The following is a 17,610-nucleotide window of genomic DNA, read 5'->3' as shown; positions in this document are numbered from 1 at the left end:
TCGCAAATCGCGCAATTGGTCCTGAAATGCCACCCGATATCCCAGCTAGTGAATTGAAAAAATAAGCAAAATCCTCTGGTGGCAGCCAGAGCGGTTTTCATAAACTCACAAGCTATCTATAAGAGATATCGTAACCGATCAGGGCCGCGGCACCTTTCGGAACCAGGGGTTGAAATTGGGCGATGCAATCACGGACGTTCTGAATTGGCTTGAAAGCAGGGACGACATCCACAGCCTGAGGGCTGCGGTGTGCGACCTCAACGGCATCATGCGCGGCAAGCGCATACCCGTCGAGCAGGCACGCAAGGCGCTGGAGGGCAAGCTGCGCATGCCTTATTCGCTGGTTGGGCTCGACATCTGGGGCGAGGATATCGAGAACAACACGCTGGTTTTCGGCAACGGCGACGCCGACGGCCTTTGCCAGTGGACGGGACGCGGCATCGTGCCGGTGAACTGGACGGCACATCCGACAGCACTCGTTCCGCTCTGGCTTGCAGATGAGAACGGCGCGCCGTTTCTCGGTGATCCGCGACGGGCGCTGGCCCGTGTCCTCGACCGCTACAAGGCTCTGGGCCTGACCCCGGTCACTGCCACGGAACTGGAATTCTATCTGGTCGACCCGCAATCGCAGCGGCCTATCGGGCCTGTCTCGCCGGTAACCGGTCGCCGTCTCGATTCCGATGCGGCCCTGTCGATCGACGAGATTGACGACTTCGAAGCCTTCATCCACGACGTCTGCGACGCCTGCCGCATGCAAGGCATTCCCGTCGACACCGCGATCGCCGAAAACGGTGTCGGCCAGTTCGAGATCAATCTGAACCATGTCGCGGACGCCTTGCGCGCCGCCGACGATGCCGTGCTGTTCAAGCGCACCGTCAAGGGCATCGCCCGTAAGCACGGCTTTGCCGCCTGCTTCATGGCCAAGCCCTATGGTGACCGTGCCGGCAACGGTTTTCACGTCCATTTCAGCCTGACCGACGCCGAAGGCCGCAACGTCTTCGACAACGGCAGCGACCATGGGTCGGACATCATGCGCCATGCCGTCGGCGGTCTGCTCGCCGCCATGGCCGAAAGCACGCTGGTTTTTGCACCGCACTTCAATTCCTACCGCAGGCTGCGTCCTGGATCCTATGCGCCGAACGCGGTTGCCTGGGGCTACGAGAACCGCATGATCGCGATCCGAATCCCCGGCGGGCCAGCGAGCGCACGCCGGATCGAACATCGCGTCGCCGGCGCGGACGCCAACCCTTACCTCGTGCTTGCGGCTATCCTGGGCGCCGCACTCATCGGCATCGAAAGGCAATTGTCGCCTGGCGATCCGACGGGCAGAGACGGGCAAGGACGTCAGCCGGCGAAGCTGCCGCCTGACTGGGCCTCGGCGATCGCCAGCTTCGAGAGCGGGGCGCATATTGCGGAGATATTTCCGGCCATCCTGCGCGACTCCTTCATCGCCTGCAAACGGCAGGAGCTGAATACGTTCGCGCTCAATGTCAGCGATTTCGAGCTCGAGACCTATCTCGAAAGCGTTTGATCGGCAGGGCGCGCTGGCGACCGCCCAACGTCGAAGATGCTCAGGCGACGCCGCGACCGCCGGCAGCAGATCCCGTCAGTGCAGCCACTGCGCTGAGCGGCACGTCAACGACATCGTGAAGTTGTGCAGGTTGACTCGATTGTCTGCTTGCCTAACTAGGGTCTCGGGTCGGCGCAATTCATCACAGTCGGTATGATATTTTCCAGCCTCCGAAAGCCTGTCCTTCTTGTTCTCTTGGCCGGCAGTTCTATCGTGTCCTCCTGCGTCGCCCCTGACGATACGTCGACCATCGCGAAGGAAGACGCAACGACAGCGGCAGCCCGCAAAGAGATGATCGGTCTCAGCGAGGCTGATGTTCGAATGTGCGCCGGCTTTCCGAGTGCCACCGCTGATGCGGGCGGATCAGGTCAGATCTGGACCTATCAGCGTACCGTTCAACGCGGCAATCTCAACGTCGTGATTCCAACCTTGGCGGTGGGTGCGATCCCGACGGTTGGAGGATCCCTCAATGTCAATCCTGGCGGCTATTGCAACACACAACTTCGAATGGTCGATGGCCGTGTTGCCGAGGTTGCCTACGCCGGCGACAACAATACGCCGAACAACCGCGATGCGCTCTGCGTCAGCACGGTAGACGCCTGCGTGGCCTATGCCCGCCAGCACCGTCAGGTCAGGACAGGGGCTACCTCCAGGTAATCGGGCTGGTTGCAGAGCGAGTGACAAACTTACAGCGGTTGGGCGGTTCTATCAAAAGCTGAACCGCTCTTGAGACCGGCCGGCTCCCCGCCGATCGCCCCCAGATCGGCCTTGCGAAGGTCGGTCGCCCGGAACCATTTTTGTGGTCAGGAGTATAGGGATGGCAGATGATGATTATCACCCGCAGGACATTCGTGAAGACTGCCGCCGCTTCCGGAGCGGCCTTCGTGTTGCCGGGAACCGCGCCCGGCGCGCCTGCGCCGCTGATGCGGGCTGTGCCCTCCTCGGGAGAGATGCTTCCCGCAGTTGGGCTGGGCACCTGGATCACCTTCAATGTCGGCGACGATCCGGTGCTGCGCAACGAATGCGCCGAGGTGATCGCGGCCTTCTTCGAGGCAGGCGGCCGCATGATCGATTCCTCGCCGATGTACGGTTCCTCGCAACCGGTGATCGGCTATGGCCTCGAGAAGCTCGGCCGGCCCAAGGCGCTGTTTTCCGCCGAGAAGGTCTGGACCTCCTCCGCCGCCGACGGAGCCGCGCAGATCGAGCAGTCGCGTCGCTTCTGGGGCGTGCCGCGCTTCGACCTCGTGCAGGTCCATAACCTCGTCGGCTGGGAGGCGCATCTCGAAACCCTGTTCGCCATGAAGGCGGACGGGCGCATCCGCTATGTCGGCATCACGACGTCCGAAGGACGGCGGCACGACCTGTTCGAACAGATCATGCGCGCGCATCCGCTCGACTTCGTGCAGCTCACCTACAACGTCGTCGACCGTGAGGCGGAGGAACGGCTCCTACCGCTGGCGGCCGAGCGCGGCATGGCCGTCATCGTCAACCGGCCGTTTCAGCAAGGCGCGCTGACGCGCCAGCTCGAAGGCGAGACGCTGCCCGACTGGGCGGCCGAGATCGGCGCCGGATCCTGGGCGCAGTTCATCTTGAAGTTCATCCTTGCGCATCCCTCCGTCACCGTCGCCATCCCCGCCACGACCCGCGTCGACCATGTGCGCGAGAACGTGATGGCCGCGACCGGTCCCCTCCCCGACGCGGCCATGCGCGAGCGGATGGCGGCCTACATCCGGGACCTCTAAGCAGGCATTCGTGGGCTGGCCCACGAATGCCTGCTTAGTTTCTGTTGTTTGTCGCAGGTTCTTGTCGCAAAACCGTGGGACACTTTTGCGGGACCTGCTTAGATGTCGGAATGGTGGACCTACCGGCTGGAAGATTTCCTGCTCTTCTCGCCGCGCGTCTACTGGCGCATGTTCGAGTTGCACAATGCAGCCATCTGGCCGCTGCATCTCCTGACACTCGCCGCCGGCCTTGCCATTGCCCTGCTCGTGCTGCGGCGGCCGCGTCGCCATGGTCTCTGGATCGCACTCATCCTTGCCGCGCTCTTTGCCCTCGTCGGCTGGTCCTTCCTGTGGAGCCGCTATGCCGTGATCAACTGGGCGATCGCCTATGTCGCGCCGGCCTTCGGCCTGCAGGCGCTGCTGCTGGTAATCGGCGGTGCCGCACGCGGCAGCCTCGCCTTCGACAGGCGGGACATGACGGGTCGGCTCGGGCTGCTGATCATGGCCGTTGGCATCGTTGTCTATCCGCTCCTGCCGCCGCTCTTCGGGCGGCCATGGGCGAGCGCCGAAATCTTCGGCATCGCGCCGGACCCGACGGCGATCGCGGCGCTCGGCGTCCTGCTTGCAGCGAGCGGCGGGCCTGTGCCGCTGCTGTTTCCGATACCGCTGCTGTGGCTGCTGCTCAGCGGCCTGACGCTCCATGCCATGGGCGATCCGCAAGCCTGGCTGCCGCTTCTGGCAGCGGCCACCGCTGTCGCTGCCTTGGCCCTGCGCCGCATTGCCCGATGAAACGACGGTGCGTGCTCCGGCAAGCGCTCTCAGCGCGCCGCCCACACCAGGCCGCGACGAAATATCGTTCGCATCCGCGGCACCGCGAACTCCTTGGCGGCATGGCCGAGCGCCGAATAGAACACCCTTCCCTTGCCGTGCCGGCGCTTCCAGACGACCGGCATGACCACGCCTTCGATCCAGGATGCGTGCTCGCCGGAGAAGGTGGTTGTCGCCAGCACCTCGTTCGACGGATCCACATGCATGTAGTACTGCTCCGAGCGGTACGAAAAATCATCGATGCCGTTCATGATGGGATCGTCGCGCCTGGTGATGTCGATCCGGTAGTCGATGATGTTGCCCGGGTGGGCCACCCACTGGCCGCCGCACATGAACTGGTATTCCGTGGCTTCGCGAAATGCATCGCACATGCCGCCATGATAGCCGCCAAGGCCGACACCGCCCTCGACTGCTTTTGTCAGGTTGAGCTCCTCGTTCTTCGCAAGCTTCGCCATTGTGTAGATCGGGACGATCAGGCTCAAATCGGCGATCGCGGGGTCGGCGAATATCTCCGTCGTGGTTTCGACGCGCACGCCAAACCCCTCCTCTTCGAGCATCGCCTTGACGACGCGCGCACCCTCTTCCGGCTCGTGTCCGTCCCAGCCGCCCCACACGATCAGCGCTTGCCGCATATCTTCTCCATCAGTTGGTTGCGTCGCCAACACGAACCTTAAGCGGCAGTGCGGCCGGCCGATCCGGCCGGCTGCTCCTCAATTCGAACTATGCCAACGATACCCAGACAGTCTCGACCGTTGCAATGTCCTTCAGGCCAAAATCAAATGGCCTGTCATTCGGCAGCCATGGAACTGCGCGTGCCGTTCAGCGCCATTAGGCGTTTCGCGCGTTCGAGGCTGGCTGGCTGCTCGCTGCGGTAGCGTTCGCCGATCTCCATCATCAGCACCGTTCCCGGCAGGAACGCCAGCTCGCTGAAAATCTCCTCCCAGGCGATGTCGCCCCAGCCGAGCGGCATGTGCAGGTCGCCGAGGCCCAGCGCCGTCGCTTCCTGCAGAAAGTAGGGCTTGTAAAAACCCTGTGGGCGGCCGAAGGAATCGTGGACATGCAGATGCCCGGCCACTGGCGCCATGGCGCGGATCTGCTCGCGGAAGTTCAGTCCGCGATAGGTCGCTTCGAGATAGGCATGACTGAAGTCGATCAGCGCGACCAGATTGGGATGGTTGACGGCCTTGACGGTCTCGGCCACCTCCGCTGGCGTCTGCCGGTATTGCCCCGGTTCCGCGGTGAAGATGTTCTCCAGCGCGATGCGTACGCCGTAAGGCTTGGCGAATTCCGCCAGTTCGGACAGAGCCTCGCGCTCGCGCCGGTCCGCATCCGCGCGCAAGAGAGGCTGGTCGGCGCGCAGGAAACCGCCATGCTGGACGAGGATACGGGCGCCGATCCGGTCGCAGATCTCGACCAGCGCCTTGGCAGCCTGCAGCTGGTACGTGCAGGTCGCAGGGTCCATGAAGTTGGAGGAGACGAGGCCATGAACCGTGTAGCGGAAGGAAAACTTGGCCGTCAACGCGACGAGCCTGTCCGCTCTTTCCCTAATGATGCGGCCGCCCGCGATGAGATCGATGCTGGTGAGCGCAAGCTCGACGGTGTCGACGCCGATATTTTCGAGCCGGCGAAGATCGGCTTCGAGGCTATCCAGCTCGCCGTCGCGAGACTGCGCGTTGAAGCCGGTTGCGATAAGATTGCTCATTTGCTTTGTCTCCAGGTGGGGCCAGATTGGCATTGTCGTTATGCGGCCGATCGGCGTGATCAGGCCCGGTTGGTTTCGAGCGGCGCTGCCGTCACCACGGCGGAGCGCAAGGCGATGGCGAGGTCCGGGCGGTCCGATGTCAGGCGGCCGATCCGCCGTCCCAGCCAGTGGCGGATCGTCGCCTCCTCGTTCACCGTCCACACGCAAAGCCGGTCGAGCGGCAGCGTGGCGCGAACCAGGTCCCATTGCGCCTCCATCAGCTCGTGATGGATGGCGACGATGTCCACGAGTCCGTCGACGCGAGCAAGGAATGCCGCCAGGCCACCCTGTCTTTCGGCCCAGTCAGCATTGACGGAGACGAGGCGCGCGACCTGCGGCGCGTGGCGCCGGCAGTCTTCCAGAACGGAAATGTCGAAGGACGTCAGATGCGTCCTGTCCTCCACGCCGAAGCGTCGAAGCTCCTCGGCGACGCGCCGGGCAATGTCGGGATAGGGCATGCCGGTTTCGTCGGTCTTGATCTCGACATGCAGGTCCGGCCCGGCCCTGGAAGAAAGCGCGGCCAGCACGTCCGCCAGTGTCGGGATGGTCTCGTCCGTATCTTTCAATCTCACGTTTGCCCGTTCTTCGAACGTCAGCTTCCGCACCGGTCCAAAGCCTTCCGTCGTGCGTTCGAGCGTTGCGTCGTGGATGACCACGAGCTCGCCCATTTCCGTCAGGTGAACATCGAATTCGATGGCATCGACACCGAGCTCCAGCGTGTTGCGGAAGCCCACAAGCGAGTTCTCGGGCCACAGATTGCGGGCGCCGCGATGGCCGGTGATCAAAGTCATGCCAGTGATCAAAGTCATGGAAGTCTCCTAGAACTGATCGACATCTCACCGCACCGTGGGATCGAGCCTGTCGCGCAGCCAGTCTCCAACCAGCGAGATGGACAGCGTGGTGAGCATGATGACGGCGGCCGGCGCCAGCATGATCCACGGCGCGCGGGTCAGATATTCGCGGCCGAAGCCGACCATATTGCCGAGGCTGGTCGCCGGCGGCTGGACGCCAAGGCCGAGGAAGGACAGCCCGCTTTCCATCAGGATGATCTCGGGAAAGGTCAGCGTCATCGAAACGATCAGCGTCGAGGCGACGTTGGGCAGGATGTGGCGCAGGTAAACCCGCGCCGGCGTAGCGCCGAGCTGCACCACCGAGGCCGCATAGCCCTGCGCGCCCGCCGAGATCGCGAGACCGCGCGCGATGCGCGCATAGCGCTCCCAGCCGTAAAAACCCATCAGGCAGACCAGCAGCACCATGGAGGAGCCGAAGAACGCCAGCACCGCCAGCGACATGATGAGAAACGGCAGGGCCGCCTGGAAGTCGGCCAGCGCCAGCACCAGATGCTCGACCAAACCGCGAAACTGCGCGGCGGCGAAGCCGAGCGCCGTGCCGAACACGGCCGAGAGGAGCGTCGCCCCGAAGGCGATGACGAGCGAAAGGCGGATCGACTGGATGAGGCGCGAAAGCACGTCGCGGCCCAGCTCGTCGGTGCCCAGCAAGTGCTTCAGCATGCCGGGGGGCGCAAGCCGGCTGGTGAGATCCATCTGCGTGATCCCATAGGGGCGGATGCGGTCGGCAAATATGGCAACCAGCACCATGGCGACCAGCCACAGGATTCCGAGACCGACGCTCAGCGGCAGGTTGCGGCGAATGGACGACAGGAAACCAGCCCTTTGCCTCGCGTTTGGCTGTGTGGTCGCCGGATAGATCGAAGCCATGCCGGTTCTCCTCAATGGCTCGCGGGCGAGCGCAGGCGCGGGTCGAGCCAGCCGTAGAGCAGGTCGACGACGAGGTTCGACACCACCATGGTGGCCGCGACGATGAGCAGGATGCACTGGACGACAGCAAGGTCGCGATTGCTGACCGAGACAATCAGCAGCCTGCCGATGCCCGGCCAGGAGAAGATCGATTCCACCACCACCGCGCCGGCGATCAGCGAGCCGACCATGAAGCCGACGATGGTCACGATCGGCACGGCTGCGTTGGGCAGCGCATGGCCCCACACCACGTCGCGCCATTTCAGCCCCTTGGCGGAAGCTGTGCGGATATAGGGTTGCCCCATCACCTCGATCATGGCGCTGCGCGAGAAACGGGCGAGTATGCCTACGCCGCCCACGCTCATGGTGAGCGTCGGCAGGATGCCATGCACCCATGTCTCCTGACCGCCGGAAGGCAACACGCCCAGCGTCACCGAAAAGATCAGCACCAGCAGCAGGCCCATGACAAAGGAGGGGATGGTAAAGCCGAGGATCGCCAGCAGGATCACGCCGCGATCGGCGAAGCTCTGTCGGTGCAGCGCCGCATAGACGCCGGCCGGAATTCCGATCAGCAGCTTCAGGATGAGCGCCGGAACGGTGAGCTGCAGCGTGGCCGGCACGCGCTCCAGCACCAGTTGCAGCGCGGGCGCCTTGTCGCGCATCGACACGCCGAAATCGCCGGTGAAGATCGACTTGAGGTAAGCCAAATATTGAATCCAGAGCGGCTGGTCGAGACCCCACGACTTGCGGAACGCCTCGATGACATTTTGCGGCACGTCCGGCCCCAGCATCACCTCGGCCGGGTCCCCCGACATGCGCAGCACGACGAAGGCGAAGGTCATCACCGCAAGGATGGTGATAACGGCTCTCATAACGCGCACGAGAACGAAACGGATCATGCGGGCTCCATCAGGCCGCGATCGCGGCGTTGTCCGCCACGACATGGCAGGCGGCGGTACGCCCCGTCTCGACCGAGCGCAGCGCCGGCGTGCTGGTGCGGCAGATGTCTCGCGCAACAGGGCAGCGGGGATGGAAGGCGCAGCCCGACGGACGTGCGGCCGGATTGGGCGGCTCGCCCTGGAGGATGACACGTCCTTCCAGCTTCTTGCCGGGGATCGGCATGCTGGAAACCAGCGCCTTGGTGTAGGGATGCCGTGGCGACTGGAAAATCACGTCGGAGGAGGCTTCCTCGACGATCCTGCCGAGATACATGACGGCGACACGGTCGGCCAGGTTGCGCACGACCTTCAGGTCATGGCTGATGAAGATCATGGCGATGCCGTTCTCTTCCTGCAGGTCGCTCAACATGTTCACCACCTGCGCCTGGATCGACACGTCAAGCGCGGAGACCGGCTCGTCGCACACCAGGAGCTTGGGCCGGGCGGCCAGCGCCCGCGCGATCACCGCCCGCTGGCGCTGCCCGCCGGAAAGCTCATGCGGATAGCTGCCGGCCTGGTCGGGGCGCAGGCCGACGGCCGCCATCAGGTCCTCAACGCGACCGGCGCGGCTTTCCCTGGGCCCGATGCGATGAATGTCCAGCGGTTCGCCGATCTGGGTCGCGATCGTCTGCCGCCGGTCGAGCGCGGCCAGCGGGTCCTGATAGACAAGCTGCATTTTGGCGCGCAGCGCCCGCCATTCCGGCGTGCCAAGCCTCGGCATCGGTTGCCCTTCGAAGCGCACCTCGCCGCCCTGGGCCGGATCGATGCCGAGCAGCATTCGTCCGAGCGTCGACTTTCCGGAGCCGGACTCCCCCACGATGCCCAGCGTTTCGCCGGGGAATACCGACAGCGAAATATCCTCCACGGCGCGAACAAAACTGGGGCGGGAGAAGGGTCCGTGCCTGAGCGCGTAAATGCGCACCAGCTCCTTTGCTTCGATCAGCGGCGTCATTGCAGCAGATCTTCGGGGACTTTGCGTTCGGCCTTGCCGGCTACCGCAAGTTCGATCGGGTGCGCGCAGGCGAGCTTGCGGCCGTCCTTTTGCGGCAGGAGGGAGGGCGGCGACGTCTCGCAGAAAGCGGTGGTGCGCGAGCAGCGCGGCGCGAAGGCACAGCCCTGCGGCAGCGTTTTCGGGTTCGGCACCGTGCCCGGTATCGGGATCAGCCGTTTTCGAGGACCGTCGATGCGCGGGATCGCGTCGAACAGGCCGCGTGTATAAGGATGGCGAGGGCTGGAAAACAGCTGCGCGACCGAACCCTCCTCGACGATGCGGCCCGCATACATCACGCAAACGCGTTCGCAGACCTGCGACACCGCGCCGAGATCATGGCTGATGAACACCAGCGCCATGCCGGTTTCGGCCTGCAGCCGGATCAGGAGATCGAGTATCTGGGCCTGGATGGTCGCATCGAGCGCGGTGGTCGGCTCGTCCGCGATCAACAGGTCCGGTTTACCCGCCAGCGCCATGGCGATCATCAGGCGCTGGCATTGTCCGCCGGAAAATTCATGTGTGTAGAGATCGAAGCGGCGGCGGGCATCGGGGATGCCGACCATGTCCATCAGCCTCAGCGCCTCGGTCTTCGCTGCCTCGCCCCGTAGCCCCCGATGAATGGCCAGCGCCTCGGTGATCTGGCGGCCGATCGACAGGACCGGGTTGAGCGAGCTCGACGGATCCTGGAAGATCATGGCAATCCGCCCGCCCCGCACCTGCTCCAACGTGCTGCGCGGGCTGCCGCATAGCTCGCGTCCCTCGAGGCGCACGGAGCCGGTCACGCTTGCCTTGCCGGGCAACAGGCCGAGCGCCGCCAGCCATGTCACTGACTTGCCGCATCCTGATTCCCCGACGAGGCCGAGCGCCTCACCGCGTGCGACATCGAGATCGATGCCGTGCAGCACCTGAACGCCGTCGAAGGCGACTTTCAGGTTGCGCAGTTCCACCAGATTGGCCGTTGCAGCTGTCATCGCCATCCGCTTCCGCTCCGTCCGCCCGAAGGACATCGTGAAAAGAAAAAGCTCCGGCGGGCGTTTCCCTGCCGGAGCCGGTTCGTGGCTGCTGGTCAGCTTGCCCAGTTGGTGGAGCGGAAATCCATGGCGAAGGCGGGGGCGGCCTTCCACTTCAGCGATGACTTCATACCGGTGAACACCGCATTCTGGTGAAGGATCTGATAGACCGGATCCTCCCGCTCGCAGATTTCCAGCATGCGGGCGAAGGCCTTCTTGCGGGCGGCGTGGTCGGTGCCGGTTTCCAGGATCGCGGCCATCTGATTGGCCTCGGCATTGGTCCAATCCTTCTTCTGCTGGACTTCACCATTCGGGCCGTACTGGTTGACGATGCCGCCAACAGGATCGTTGAAAGCGCATCCGGCTGACCAGTCGCGCACGCCTTTCACGCCGGCCGGGTCGTGGATCTGTGCCCAGTTTTCCTTCATCTCGATCTGCACGTTGAGGCCGACCTGGTTCCACATCTCGACCATGATCTGGCCGTTCGCAGTCTGGTTCGTGTAGTAATTGTCGAGGAGCCGGAACGGGATCGCGTCGCCCTTGTAATTGGCCTGCTTCAGCAGCTCGCGCGCCAGATCGGGGTTATAATCCGGCACCTTCCAGCCCTGCACGAACATCTCGTCATAGAAGGGGAACTGTAGCCCGGCCGGAATCGTCGTCTGGCCTGCCCATAGCGCTTCAATGATCGCCTGGCGGTCGATGGAATGGGTCATGGCGCGGCGCACCAGCGGGTTTTCGAGTATCGGATTCTGGGTGTTGAACACCGAAACCCTGTGATTGAGGATCGTCGAGCCCTGCACCTCGAAGCCGGGGGCGCCCTGAACAGCGGGAATCTGGTCGGGCGGCAGGTCACAGGCAAAATCATACTCGCCAGACAGAAGCCCGTTGACGCGCGAGGCGACCTCCGGAACCTCGACAAAACGGATCTGCTCGAGTGGCGGGCGACCGCCCCAATAGTCGTCGAAGGCCACGAGAGTAAGCGACACGTCCGGCTTGAACTCGCCGACCGAATAGGGGCCGGTGGTGACCGGCTTGCGCGCCCAGTCGACATAGTTCGCCGCCTCGTCCCAGGCACGGCGGTTGGCGATCTGGCTGCCGAAGGCATAGAGGCGGCCCTCCAGCGTCACATCCGAGGTCGCGTTGTGGAAACGCACCGTGTGTTTGTCCACCGCCTCGACGCCGGCGAGCCGGGGCCACAGCCGGCGGCCGATGCCGGGTATCGTGGCAGGCAGTTCCTTTGGCGTTGCGGGTTTGTGGTCGTCCTCGAAGATCGTCTTGCCGCCGACCGGCTGCGTGTCGCCGAAAACGCGCTGGGCCGAGAAGCTGAACACCACGTCATCGGCGGTCAGCTCGTCGCCATTGTGGAACTTCACGCCCTGGCGCAGCTTGAGCTCGACGGTCTTATCGTCGATCCGTTTCCACTCGGTCGCAAGGCCGGGAACCGGGCCTTGGTTGCCCATCCAGTTGCGCAGGATCAGCCCTTCCCAGAAATTGGGGAAAAACACCCGCTCGCCCACATTGGATTGCTCGTTCCATATGTCGAGCGTGTTGTTGTTGGTGATCTTCTGCACGGCGATGGTGACGGACGGGCGCGCGCCCTGACCGATCGCAAAGCGCGGCAGCATCATGCTGCCTGCGGTTACGCCGAGGATACCAAGCGCGCCGCGCCGAGTGAGTGAAAACATCGGAATCTCCTTTTGCGGGAATGGCAAGTCGTGGCCAAAGCAATCCGACCGGTTTTATGTTCAGCACTGTGTCTGTTTCGCAATGAACAGATGAATTATTTGTGACAATCCGCAGATTACACATTTAGGCACAAAGTATTAATATAACTATCTTCTAAATAAGCACGGAGTATCCTGCCCATGCCTAGAGCATTTATCCATGTTGATCTATTCTTGTTGAATCTGCTATCCGGCTAAACGGCCATGACTTCCTTGCTGACATCGGCCAGTCAGCCGGAAACAGATCGCCGGGATTCGTAGGTTACAAATGCTACACCAGTGTGACGTTTGTAACTGAAAGCGGCCACGGCATGGGGGGAGGAAAGCGCATGGACCAGCAGGAGCTGATGATCAGGGCCGCATGGCTCTATCATGTGGAGGGTCTGACGCAGGCTGAGATCGGCGAGCGTATGCATCTCACCCGCCGCAGGGTCAACGAGCTTCTCGCCGCAGCACTTGAGGAAGGGATCGTGCGGATAGGCTTCAGCTCGCCGCTTGCCGCCAATATCGAACTCGAGGCCGAATTGCGAAGCCGGTTCGGCCTGCAGGATGCCGTCGTGGTGCCGACGCCGGGCGATCCCGGGCTGGTGCACTCGGTCATCGGACAGGGTGCTGCCGCCTATCTGGACCGGCTGACCCAAAGCCGCAAGCCTGCCTCCATCGGCGTCGGCTGGGGCGCGACGCTGCGGGAAACCGTGCGGCACATGACGGCGGTCAGCGAGCCGCAGATGGAGATTCGGTCGATGATGGGCGGACTGACGCGCGGCTCGGAGATCAACACATTCGAGATCGTCCGCGGCTTCGCGCAGGTCCTGGGCGCGCAATGCTGCTATTTCGCGGCGCCGATCTACGCCGAGAGCCCGCAATCGCGCGAGGCGATCATTTCCCAATCGGTGTTCCAGAGGATATTCCCCCGCACCTATGATGTGGATGTCTCCTATCTGAGCGTGGGGGACGTATCGCGGCAATCGCTGCAAGTGCGTTACGGCCTGCCTGAGGGAACGGATGCGCGTGATCTCATTGCCGCCGGCGCCGTCGGCGACCTCCTGGGCCGCTATCTCGATGCCGAAGGTAAGCCTGTGGACCACCCTCTCAACCGCCAGGTGCTTTCGCCGGAGCTCGAAGACTACCGCAATATCCCCTGCCGCATCATCGCCTCAGGCGGGACGCACAAACATGCCATTCTTCTAGCTGTGGCGGGGGCCGGGTTGGCGACGGTCATCGTAACGGATGCCGATAGCGCAAAAGCCATGCTTGATTGCCGATAGCCAGGCTCGGCACTGCAAGGTGGTCATCTGTCCCTAGAACCACCGCCGCTCAGGCTCGGAACTCTTCGCAATCACAATTCCGAGAAGGACACCGAATACGCCGCCAAGCACCATCGCCGAAGAGATTGTGCCTGGGTTCTGCTGGACAGTCTCAGACACGGTGTGCGCCTGGTTGCGCAATTGTCGGGCCGCACGCGAGGCCCGGTCGGCCGCGCTATCGTACCAGCCCTGTGCCTCCTCGGCTTGGTCGGAAAGGGTCCGATTTATTTTGGTGATTTCGCGGCGAAGCTCAGCGATCTGCTTCTTCATCGCCTCCTGGGCTTCGGTTGTCGCCTTTGAGGCGCCTGCCGTACTGGTGGTCTCGGCCATTGGATTTCTCCCTTTGGTAATCAGATGGGGAAACGGGCGCGGGCGCGCAGGGTTCCTTGCGTTGGAAACCGTGCCGTTGATTGCGTTATCGAGCATTCCCTTGCACCCGCGTGTGGCGGGCAATGATGCTCTCCTCGTCGGTCGCGACGACGCGTATTTCGACCTTGCTGTCCGGCCGGCTTATGATCCCGGCATGCGAGGCATTGGATGGCTCGTCGATCGCCACGCCAAGCCAATGGAGCCTTTCGCATATTGCTTTGCGGACCGGCGCCGAGCGCTCGCCAATGCCGGCGGTGAACACGAGGCATTCGAGGCCGCCCAAAGTGTTGGCGAGCGCGGCGGCCTCCCTTGCGGCCCGGAACGCAAAAAGGCTCACCGCTTCGCGCGCGTGGGGGTCGTCGCTCGCTTCCAGCGTGCGCATGTCACCTGAGATGCCGGATATTCCGAGCAGCCCGGATTCCTCATAGAGCATGTGCTGCAGAGCCTCCGCCGCAATGCCTCTTTCCAGGACGAAGTACAAGAGCACGCCCGGATCGATGGCGCCGCAGCGTGTGCCCATGACCAGGCCGTCGAGCGCGGAAAAGCCCATCGTCGTATCGACGCTTCTTCCGTCGTGCATGGCACATAGGCTCGCTCCGCTGCCGAGATGGGCAACGATCGTCCGCTTCGCTGCAAGAGCGGGCGATATCTCCTTGAGCCGCCCGGCGATGTATTCGTAGGAAAGCCCATGAAACCCGTAGCGGCGGATCCCTTCCGCATCGTATTTGCGCGGCAGCGCGAAGCGGCTCACGATCGGATCGATCGTCTGATGGAAAGCTGTGTCGAAACATCCGACCTGCGGCAGGTCCGGCCGCAGCGCGGCAAGCGTGCGGATCGGCGCGAGACTGCGAGGCTGGTGCAGCGGCGCAAGCGGCGTCAGCCTGTCCAAGGCGTCGATCACCTCAGGCGTCAGACGGACGGGTTCGACGAATTCGCGCCCGCCATGCACGATGCGGTGGCCGGCGGAGATTAGTTTCCGCCCGCCAAGCTCGCTCTCGATCCAGTCGAGCAACGCGCCGATGCCGGCATTGCGCGCGTCTCCCGCAAGCGGCCGATCACACTGCACCGTTCCCTCGGCCGCCTTTGCGCTGAGCCTCGGTGCGTCGCCGAGATCCAGCGCACCACGCGAGACGAGTTGCAGTTCCCCAGAGGGTTCAAGGTCGTATAGTCCGAACTTGATGCTGGAGGAGCCGGCGTTCAGCGCGAGAATTGCCTGTCGCATCAATCGCCCGCCTTCGTCGCACCGCTTTGGGGCCAGTTCCAATTCTGAATCTCGGGCATGTCTTCGCCGTGCTCGCGGACATAGGCCCTATGCTCCACAAGCTTCGCTTGAAGTTCGGCGGCAAGATCTTTCGCCCGTTCGGCGAGCCCAGGCACGTGTTTGATCGCGGCGAGCGCCAGGTGGAAACGGTCGAGCTCATTGAGCACGACCATGTCGAACGGCGTGGTCGTGGTGCCTTCCTCGCGAAAACCGTGCACATGCATGTTGTCATGGTTGGCGCGTCGGTAGGTCAGCCGGTGGATGAGATAGGGATAGCCGTGATAGGCGAAGATCACCGGCTTGGCTTTCGTGAACAGCGCGTCGAAATCCTCATCGGCGAGGCCATGCGGATGCTCTGAATTTGACTGCAGCGTCATCAGGTCGACCACGTTGACGACGCGAACCTTCAGGTCCGGAAGCGCCGAGCGCAAAATGTCGGTGGCAGCGAGCGTCTCCAGTGTCGGCACGTCGCCGGCGCAGGCCATGACCACATCCGGATCCTCGCCTTTCCCAGCTCCGGCCCATTCCCAGATCCCCGCCCCCGCCCGGCAATGCGTCTCTGCGTCTTCGACAGACAGCCATTGCTGCGCTGGCTGCTTGCCGGCGGTGATGACATTGATGCGGTTGTAGGTTCTCAGGCAATGATCGGTGATCCAGAGCAGCGTGTTGGCATCCGGCGGGAAATAGAGCCTGACCGTATCGGCCTTCTTGTTGGCGACGAAATCGGCAAAGCCCGGATCCTGGTGGCTGAAGCCATTGTGATCCTGCCGCCAGACATGGGAGGTCAGCAGGTAATTGAGTGAAGCGATCGGCTTGCGCCAGGCAAGCTCTCTGGATGTCTTCAGCCATTTCGCATGCTGGTTGACCATGGAATCGACGATGTGGATGAACGCCTCGTAGCAGGAGAACAGGCCATGGCGGCCGGTCAGCAGATAGCCCTCCAGCCAACCCTGGCAGAGATGCTCGCTAAGCACCTCCATGACGCGGCCGTCCCGGGAGAGCTGGACGTCATAGGGCTCGATCCGCTGCATCCAGACCCGGTCCGTGACTTCGAATACGTCGTCAAGGCGGTTAGAGGATGTCTCATCCGGCCCCATCAGCCGGAAATTCCTGGCCTCAGCATTCAGGCGTATGACGTCGCGGAGATAGTTTCCGAGAATCCGCGTCGCCTCGGCCTTGGCGCCTCCTGGACGCGGCACATCGAGCGCCAGGCTTTTCCAATCTGGAAGCGCGAGGTCGCGCTTCAGCAATCCGCCATTGGCATACGGGGTCGCGCCCATGCGCTGGGACCCGTTTGGCGCAAGCGCCGCCAGGTCTGGAAGTAGACGCCCGCCGTCGTCGAACAGCTTTTCCGGTTCGTAGCTCCGCATCCAGTCTTCGAGGATCTTGCGGTGCGCCTCGTTGCCGCGAGCATTCGACACCGGCACTTGATGCGAGCGCCAGAAATCCTCGACCTTCTTGCCATCGACCTCTTTCGGTCCGGTCCAGCCCTTCGGGCTGCGCAGCACGATCATCGGCCACAGCGGACGCTCTCCCTGCCAGCCCGGAGCACGGGCTCGCTTCTGGATTGAGCGGATCCTGTCCAGCGCGGTGTCCAGCTTCGTGGCCATCAACCGATGCATGGGAATTGGCTCGTGACCTTCGACGAAAAATGGTTCGTAGCCATAGCCGGCAAACAGGCTTCGCAATTCCACGTCATCCATGCGGGCTAGGATTGTCGGGTTGGCGATCTTGTAGCCGTTGAGATGCAGGATCGGCAGCACGGCGCCGTCGGATGCCGGGTTCAGGAACTTGTTGGAGTGCCATGCCGCCGCGAGCGGACCGGTTTCCGCCTCACCGTCGCCGACGACGCAGGCGACCACCAGATCGGGATTGTCGAAGGCCGCGCCGAAAGCATGGACCAGCGCATATCCCAGTTCTCCGCCTTCATGGATCGAGCCGGGCGTTTCGGGCGCCACATGGCTAGGCACGCCGCCAGGAAAGGAGAATTGCCGGAAGAGCTTTCTCAGGCCGTCTTCGCCCTGGCCGATTTCCGGATAGATCTCGCTGTAGGTGCCCTCGAGCCATGTGTTCGCGACCATCGCCGGGCCGCCATGACCTGGGCCGCAGATAAACAGAATTTCGAGACTGCGCTCACGGATGACGCGGTTCAGGTGGACGTAGATGAAATTGAGGCCGGGTGTCGTGCCCCAATGGCCGAGCAGCCGCGGCTTGACGTGCTCGGCTTTCAAGGGCTCGCGCAGGAGCGGATTGTCGAGCAGGTATATCTGGCCAACCGAAATGTAGTTCGCGGCGCGCCAATAGCGGTTCATGAGAGCGACCTGATCAAGGCCTGTTGGCTGCGCGGTGGTCCGAGCCTCGTCGTTCATCGAAACGTCTCCAGAATGCGTTTG

16 protein-coding genes are annotated in these 17,610 nt (G+C 63.2%); 5 read left to right on the top strand and 11 right to left on the bottom strand.

What is annotated here, in order from left to right; all coding sequences use genetic code 11:
• Positions 1 to 175 precede the first annotated feature (175 nt).
• From CIT25_RS32165 to CIT25_RS32150, 4 genes are all read left to right on the top strand, one after another.
• Positions 176 to 1,531, top strand: coding sequence for a glutamine synthetase family protein (locus tag CIT25_RS32165; protein ID WP_095489108.1), 1,356 nt, complete (start codon positions 176 to 178; stop codon positions 1,529 to 1,531).
• Between the two features lie 192 nt (positions 1,532 to 1,723).
• Positions 1,724 to 2,227: a hypothetical protein gene (locus CIT25_RS32160; protein WP_095489107.1), complete on the top strand. Its 504-nt coding sequence runs from the start codon at positions 1,724 to 1,726 to the stop codon at positions 2,225 to 2,227.
• A gap of 170 nt (positions 2,228 to 2,397) precedes the next feature.
• Entirely contained in the window at positions 2,398 to 3,312 is a 915-nt protein-coding gene (locus tag CIT25_RS32155; RefSeq protein WP_095489254.1) for an aldo/keto reductase, read from the top strand.
• Between the two features lie 102 nt (positions 3,313 to 3,414).
• The gene (locus tag CIT25_RS32150; RefSeq protein WP_095489106.1) at positions 3,415 to 4,080 is read left to right on the top strand and encodes a DUF6064 family protein; all 666 of its coding nucleotides are present in this window, start codon (positions 3,415 to 3,417) and stop codon (positions 4,078 to 4,080) included.
• Between the two features lie 29 nt (positions 4,081 to 4,109).
• Here CIT25_RS32150 and CIT25_RS32145 read toward each other — a convergent pair whose 3' ends face one another.
• The 8 genes from CIT25_RS32145 to CIT25_RS32110 form a co-directional block, all read right to left on the bottom strand.
• On the bottom strand, positions 4,110 to 4,751 hold the full coding sequence (locus CIT25_RS32145; RefSeq protein WP_095489105.1) for a ThuA domain-containing protein: 642 nt from the start codon (positions 4,749 to 4,751) through the stop codon (positions 4,110 to 4,112).
• A gap of 155 nt (positions 4,752 to 4,906) precedes the next feature.
• Positions 4,907 to 5,821 carry a TIM barrel protein gene (locus tag CIT25_RS32140; RefSeq protein WP_095489104.1) on the bottom strand — a complete coding sequence of 305 codons (915 nt, stop codon included), beginning with the start codon at positions 5,819 to 5,821 and terminating at the stop codon, positions 4,907 to 4,909.
• A 59-nt stretch (positions 5,822 to 5,880) separates the two neighbouring features.
• Entirely contained in the window at positions 5,881 to 6,651 is a 771-nt protein-coding gene (locus CIT25_RS32135; protein ID WP_095489253.1) for a glycerophosphodiester phosphodiesterase family protein, read from the bottom strand.
• Between the two features lie 45 nt (positions 6,652 to 6,696).
• A complete protein-coding gene (locus CIT25_RS32130) occupies positions 6,697 to 7,578 on the bottom strand; it encodes an ABC transporter permease (RefSeq protein ID WP_095489103.1) in 882 nt (293 codons plus the stop codon).
• Positions 7,579 to 7,589: 11 nt separating this feature from the next.
• On the bottom strand, positions 7,590 to 8,516 hold the full coding sequence (locus CIT25_RS32125; protein WP_095489102.1) for an ABC transporter permease: 927 nt from the start codon (positions 8,514 to 8,516) through the stop codon (positions 7,590 to 7,592).
• Positions 8,517 to 8,526: 10 nt separating this feature from the next.
• Positions 8,527 to 9,507 carry an ABC transporter ATP-binding protein gene (locus tag CIT25_RS32120; RefSeq protein WP_095489101.1) on the bottom strand — a complete coding sequence of 327 codons (981 nt, stop codon included), beginning with the start codon at positions 9,505 to 9,507 and terminating at the stop codon, positions 8,527 to 8,529.
• Positions 9,504 to 10,517, bottom strand: a complete 1,014-nt coding sequence (locus CIT25_RS32115; protein WP_095489252.1) for an ABC transporter ATP-binding protein — start codon at positions 10,515 to 10,517, stop codon at positions 9,504 to 9,506. Before CIT25_RS32115 ends, CIT25_RS32120 begins: the two co-directional genes overlap by 4 nt.
• A 95-nt stretch (positions 10,518 to 10,612) precedes the next feature.
• The gene (locus CIT25_RS32110) at positions 10,613 to 12,241 is read right to left on the bottom strand and encodes an ABC transporter substrate-binding protein (RefSeq protein WP_095489100.1); all 1,629 of its coding nucleotides are present in this window, start codon (positions 12,239 to 12,241) and stop codon (positions 10,613 to 10,615) included.
• A 368-nt stretch (positions 12,242 to 12,609) separates the two neighbouring features.
• On the opposite strand from CIT25_RS32110, the gene CIT25_RS32105 reads away from it, so the two are divergent.
• On the top strand, positions 12,610 to 13,548 hold the full coding sequence (locus CIT25_RS32105) for a sugar-binding transcriptional regulator (protein WP_095489099.1): 939 nt from the start codon (positions 12,610 to 12,612) through the stop codon (positions 13,546 to 13,548).
• Between the two features lie 33 nt (positions 13,549 to 13,581).
• On the opposite strand, the gene CIT25_RS32100 is transcribed toward CIT25_RS32105, so the two are convergent.
• The 3 genes from CIT25_RS32100 to CIT25_RS32090 all read right to left on the bottom strand — a co-directional run bounded on the left by CIT25_RS32100 (position 13,582) and on the right by CIT25_RS32090 (position 17,586).
• Entirely contained in the window at positions 13,582 to 13,917 is a 336-nt protein-coding gene (locus tag CIT25_RS32100; protein ID WP_095489098.1) for a hypothetical protein, read from the bottom strand.
• Between the two features lie 85 nt (positions 13,918 to 14,002).
• Positions 14,003 to 15,178: an acetate/propionate family kinase gene (locus CIT25_RS32095; RefSeq protein WP_164897593.1), complete on the bottom strand. Its 1,176-nt coding sequence runs from the start codon at positions 15,176 to 15,178 to the stop codon at positions 14,003 to 14,005.
• Positions 15,178 to 17,586 (bottom strand): phosphoketolase family protein, encoded by a 2,409-nt coding sequence (locus CIT25_RS32090; protein WP_095489097.1) that lies wholly within the window; start codon positions 17,584 to 17,586, stop codon positions 15,178 to 15,180. The genes CIT25_RS32095 and CIT25_RS32090 overlap by 1 nt, the downstream gene beginning before the upstream one ends.
• Positions 17,587 to 17,610 lie beyond the last annotated feature (24 nt).

Source organism: Mesorhizobium mediterraneum, from assembly GCF_002284565.1.
GTDB lineage: Bacteria > Pseudomonadota > Alphaproteobacteria > Rhizobiales > Rhizobiaceae > Mesorhizobium > Mesorhizobium mediterraneum.
Note: the sequence above shows the minus strand (reverse complement) of the source record. Positions and strands in the feature narration are given on the sequence as shown.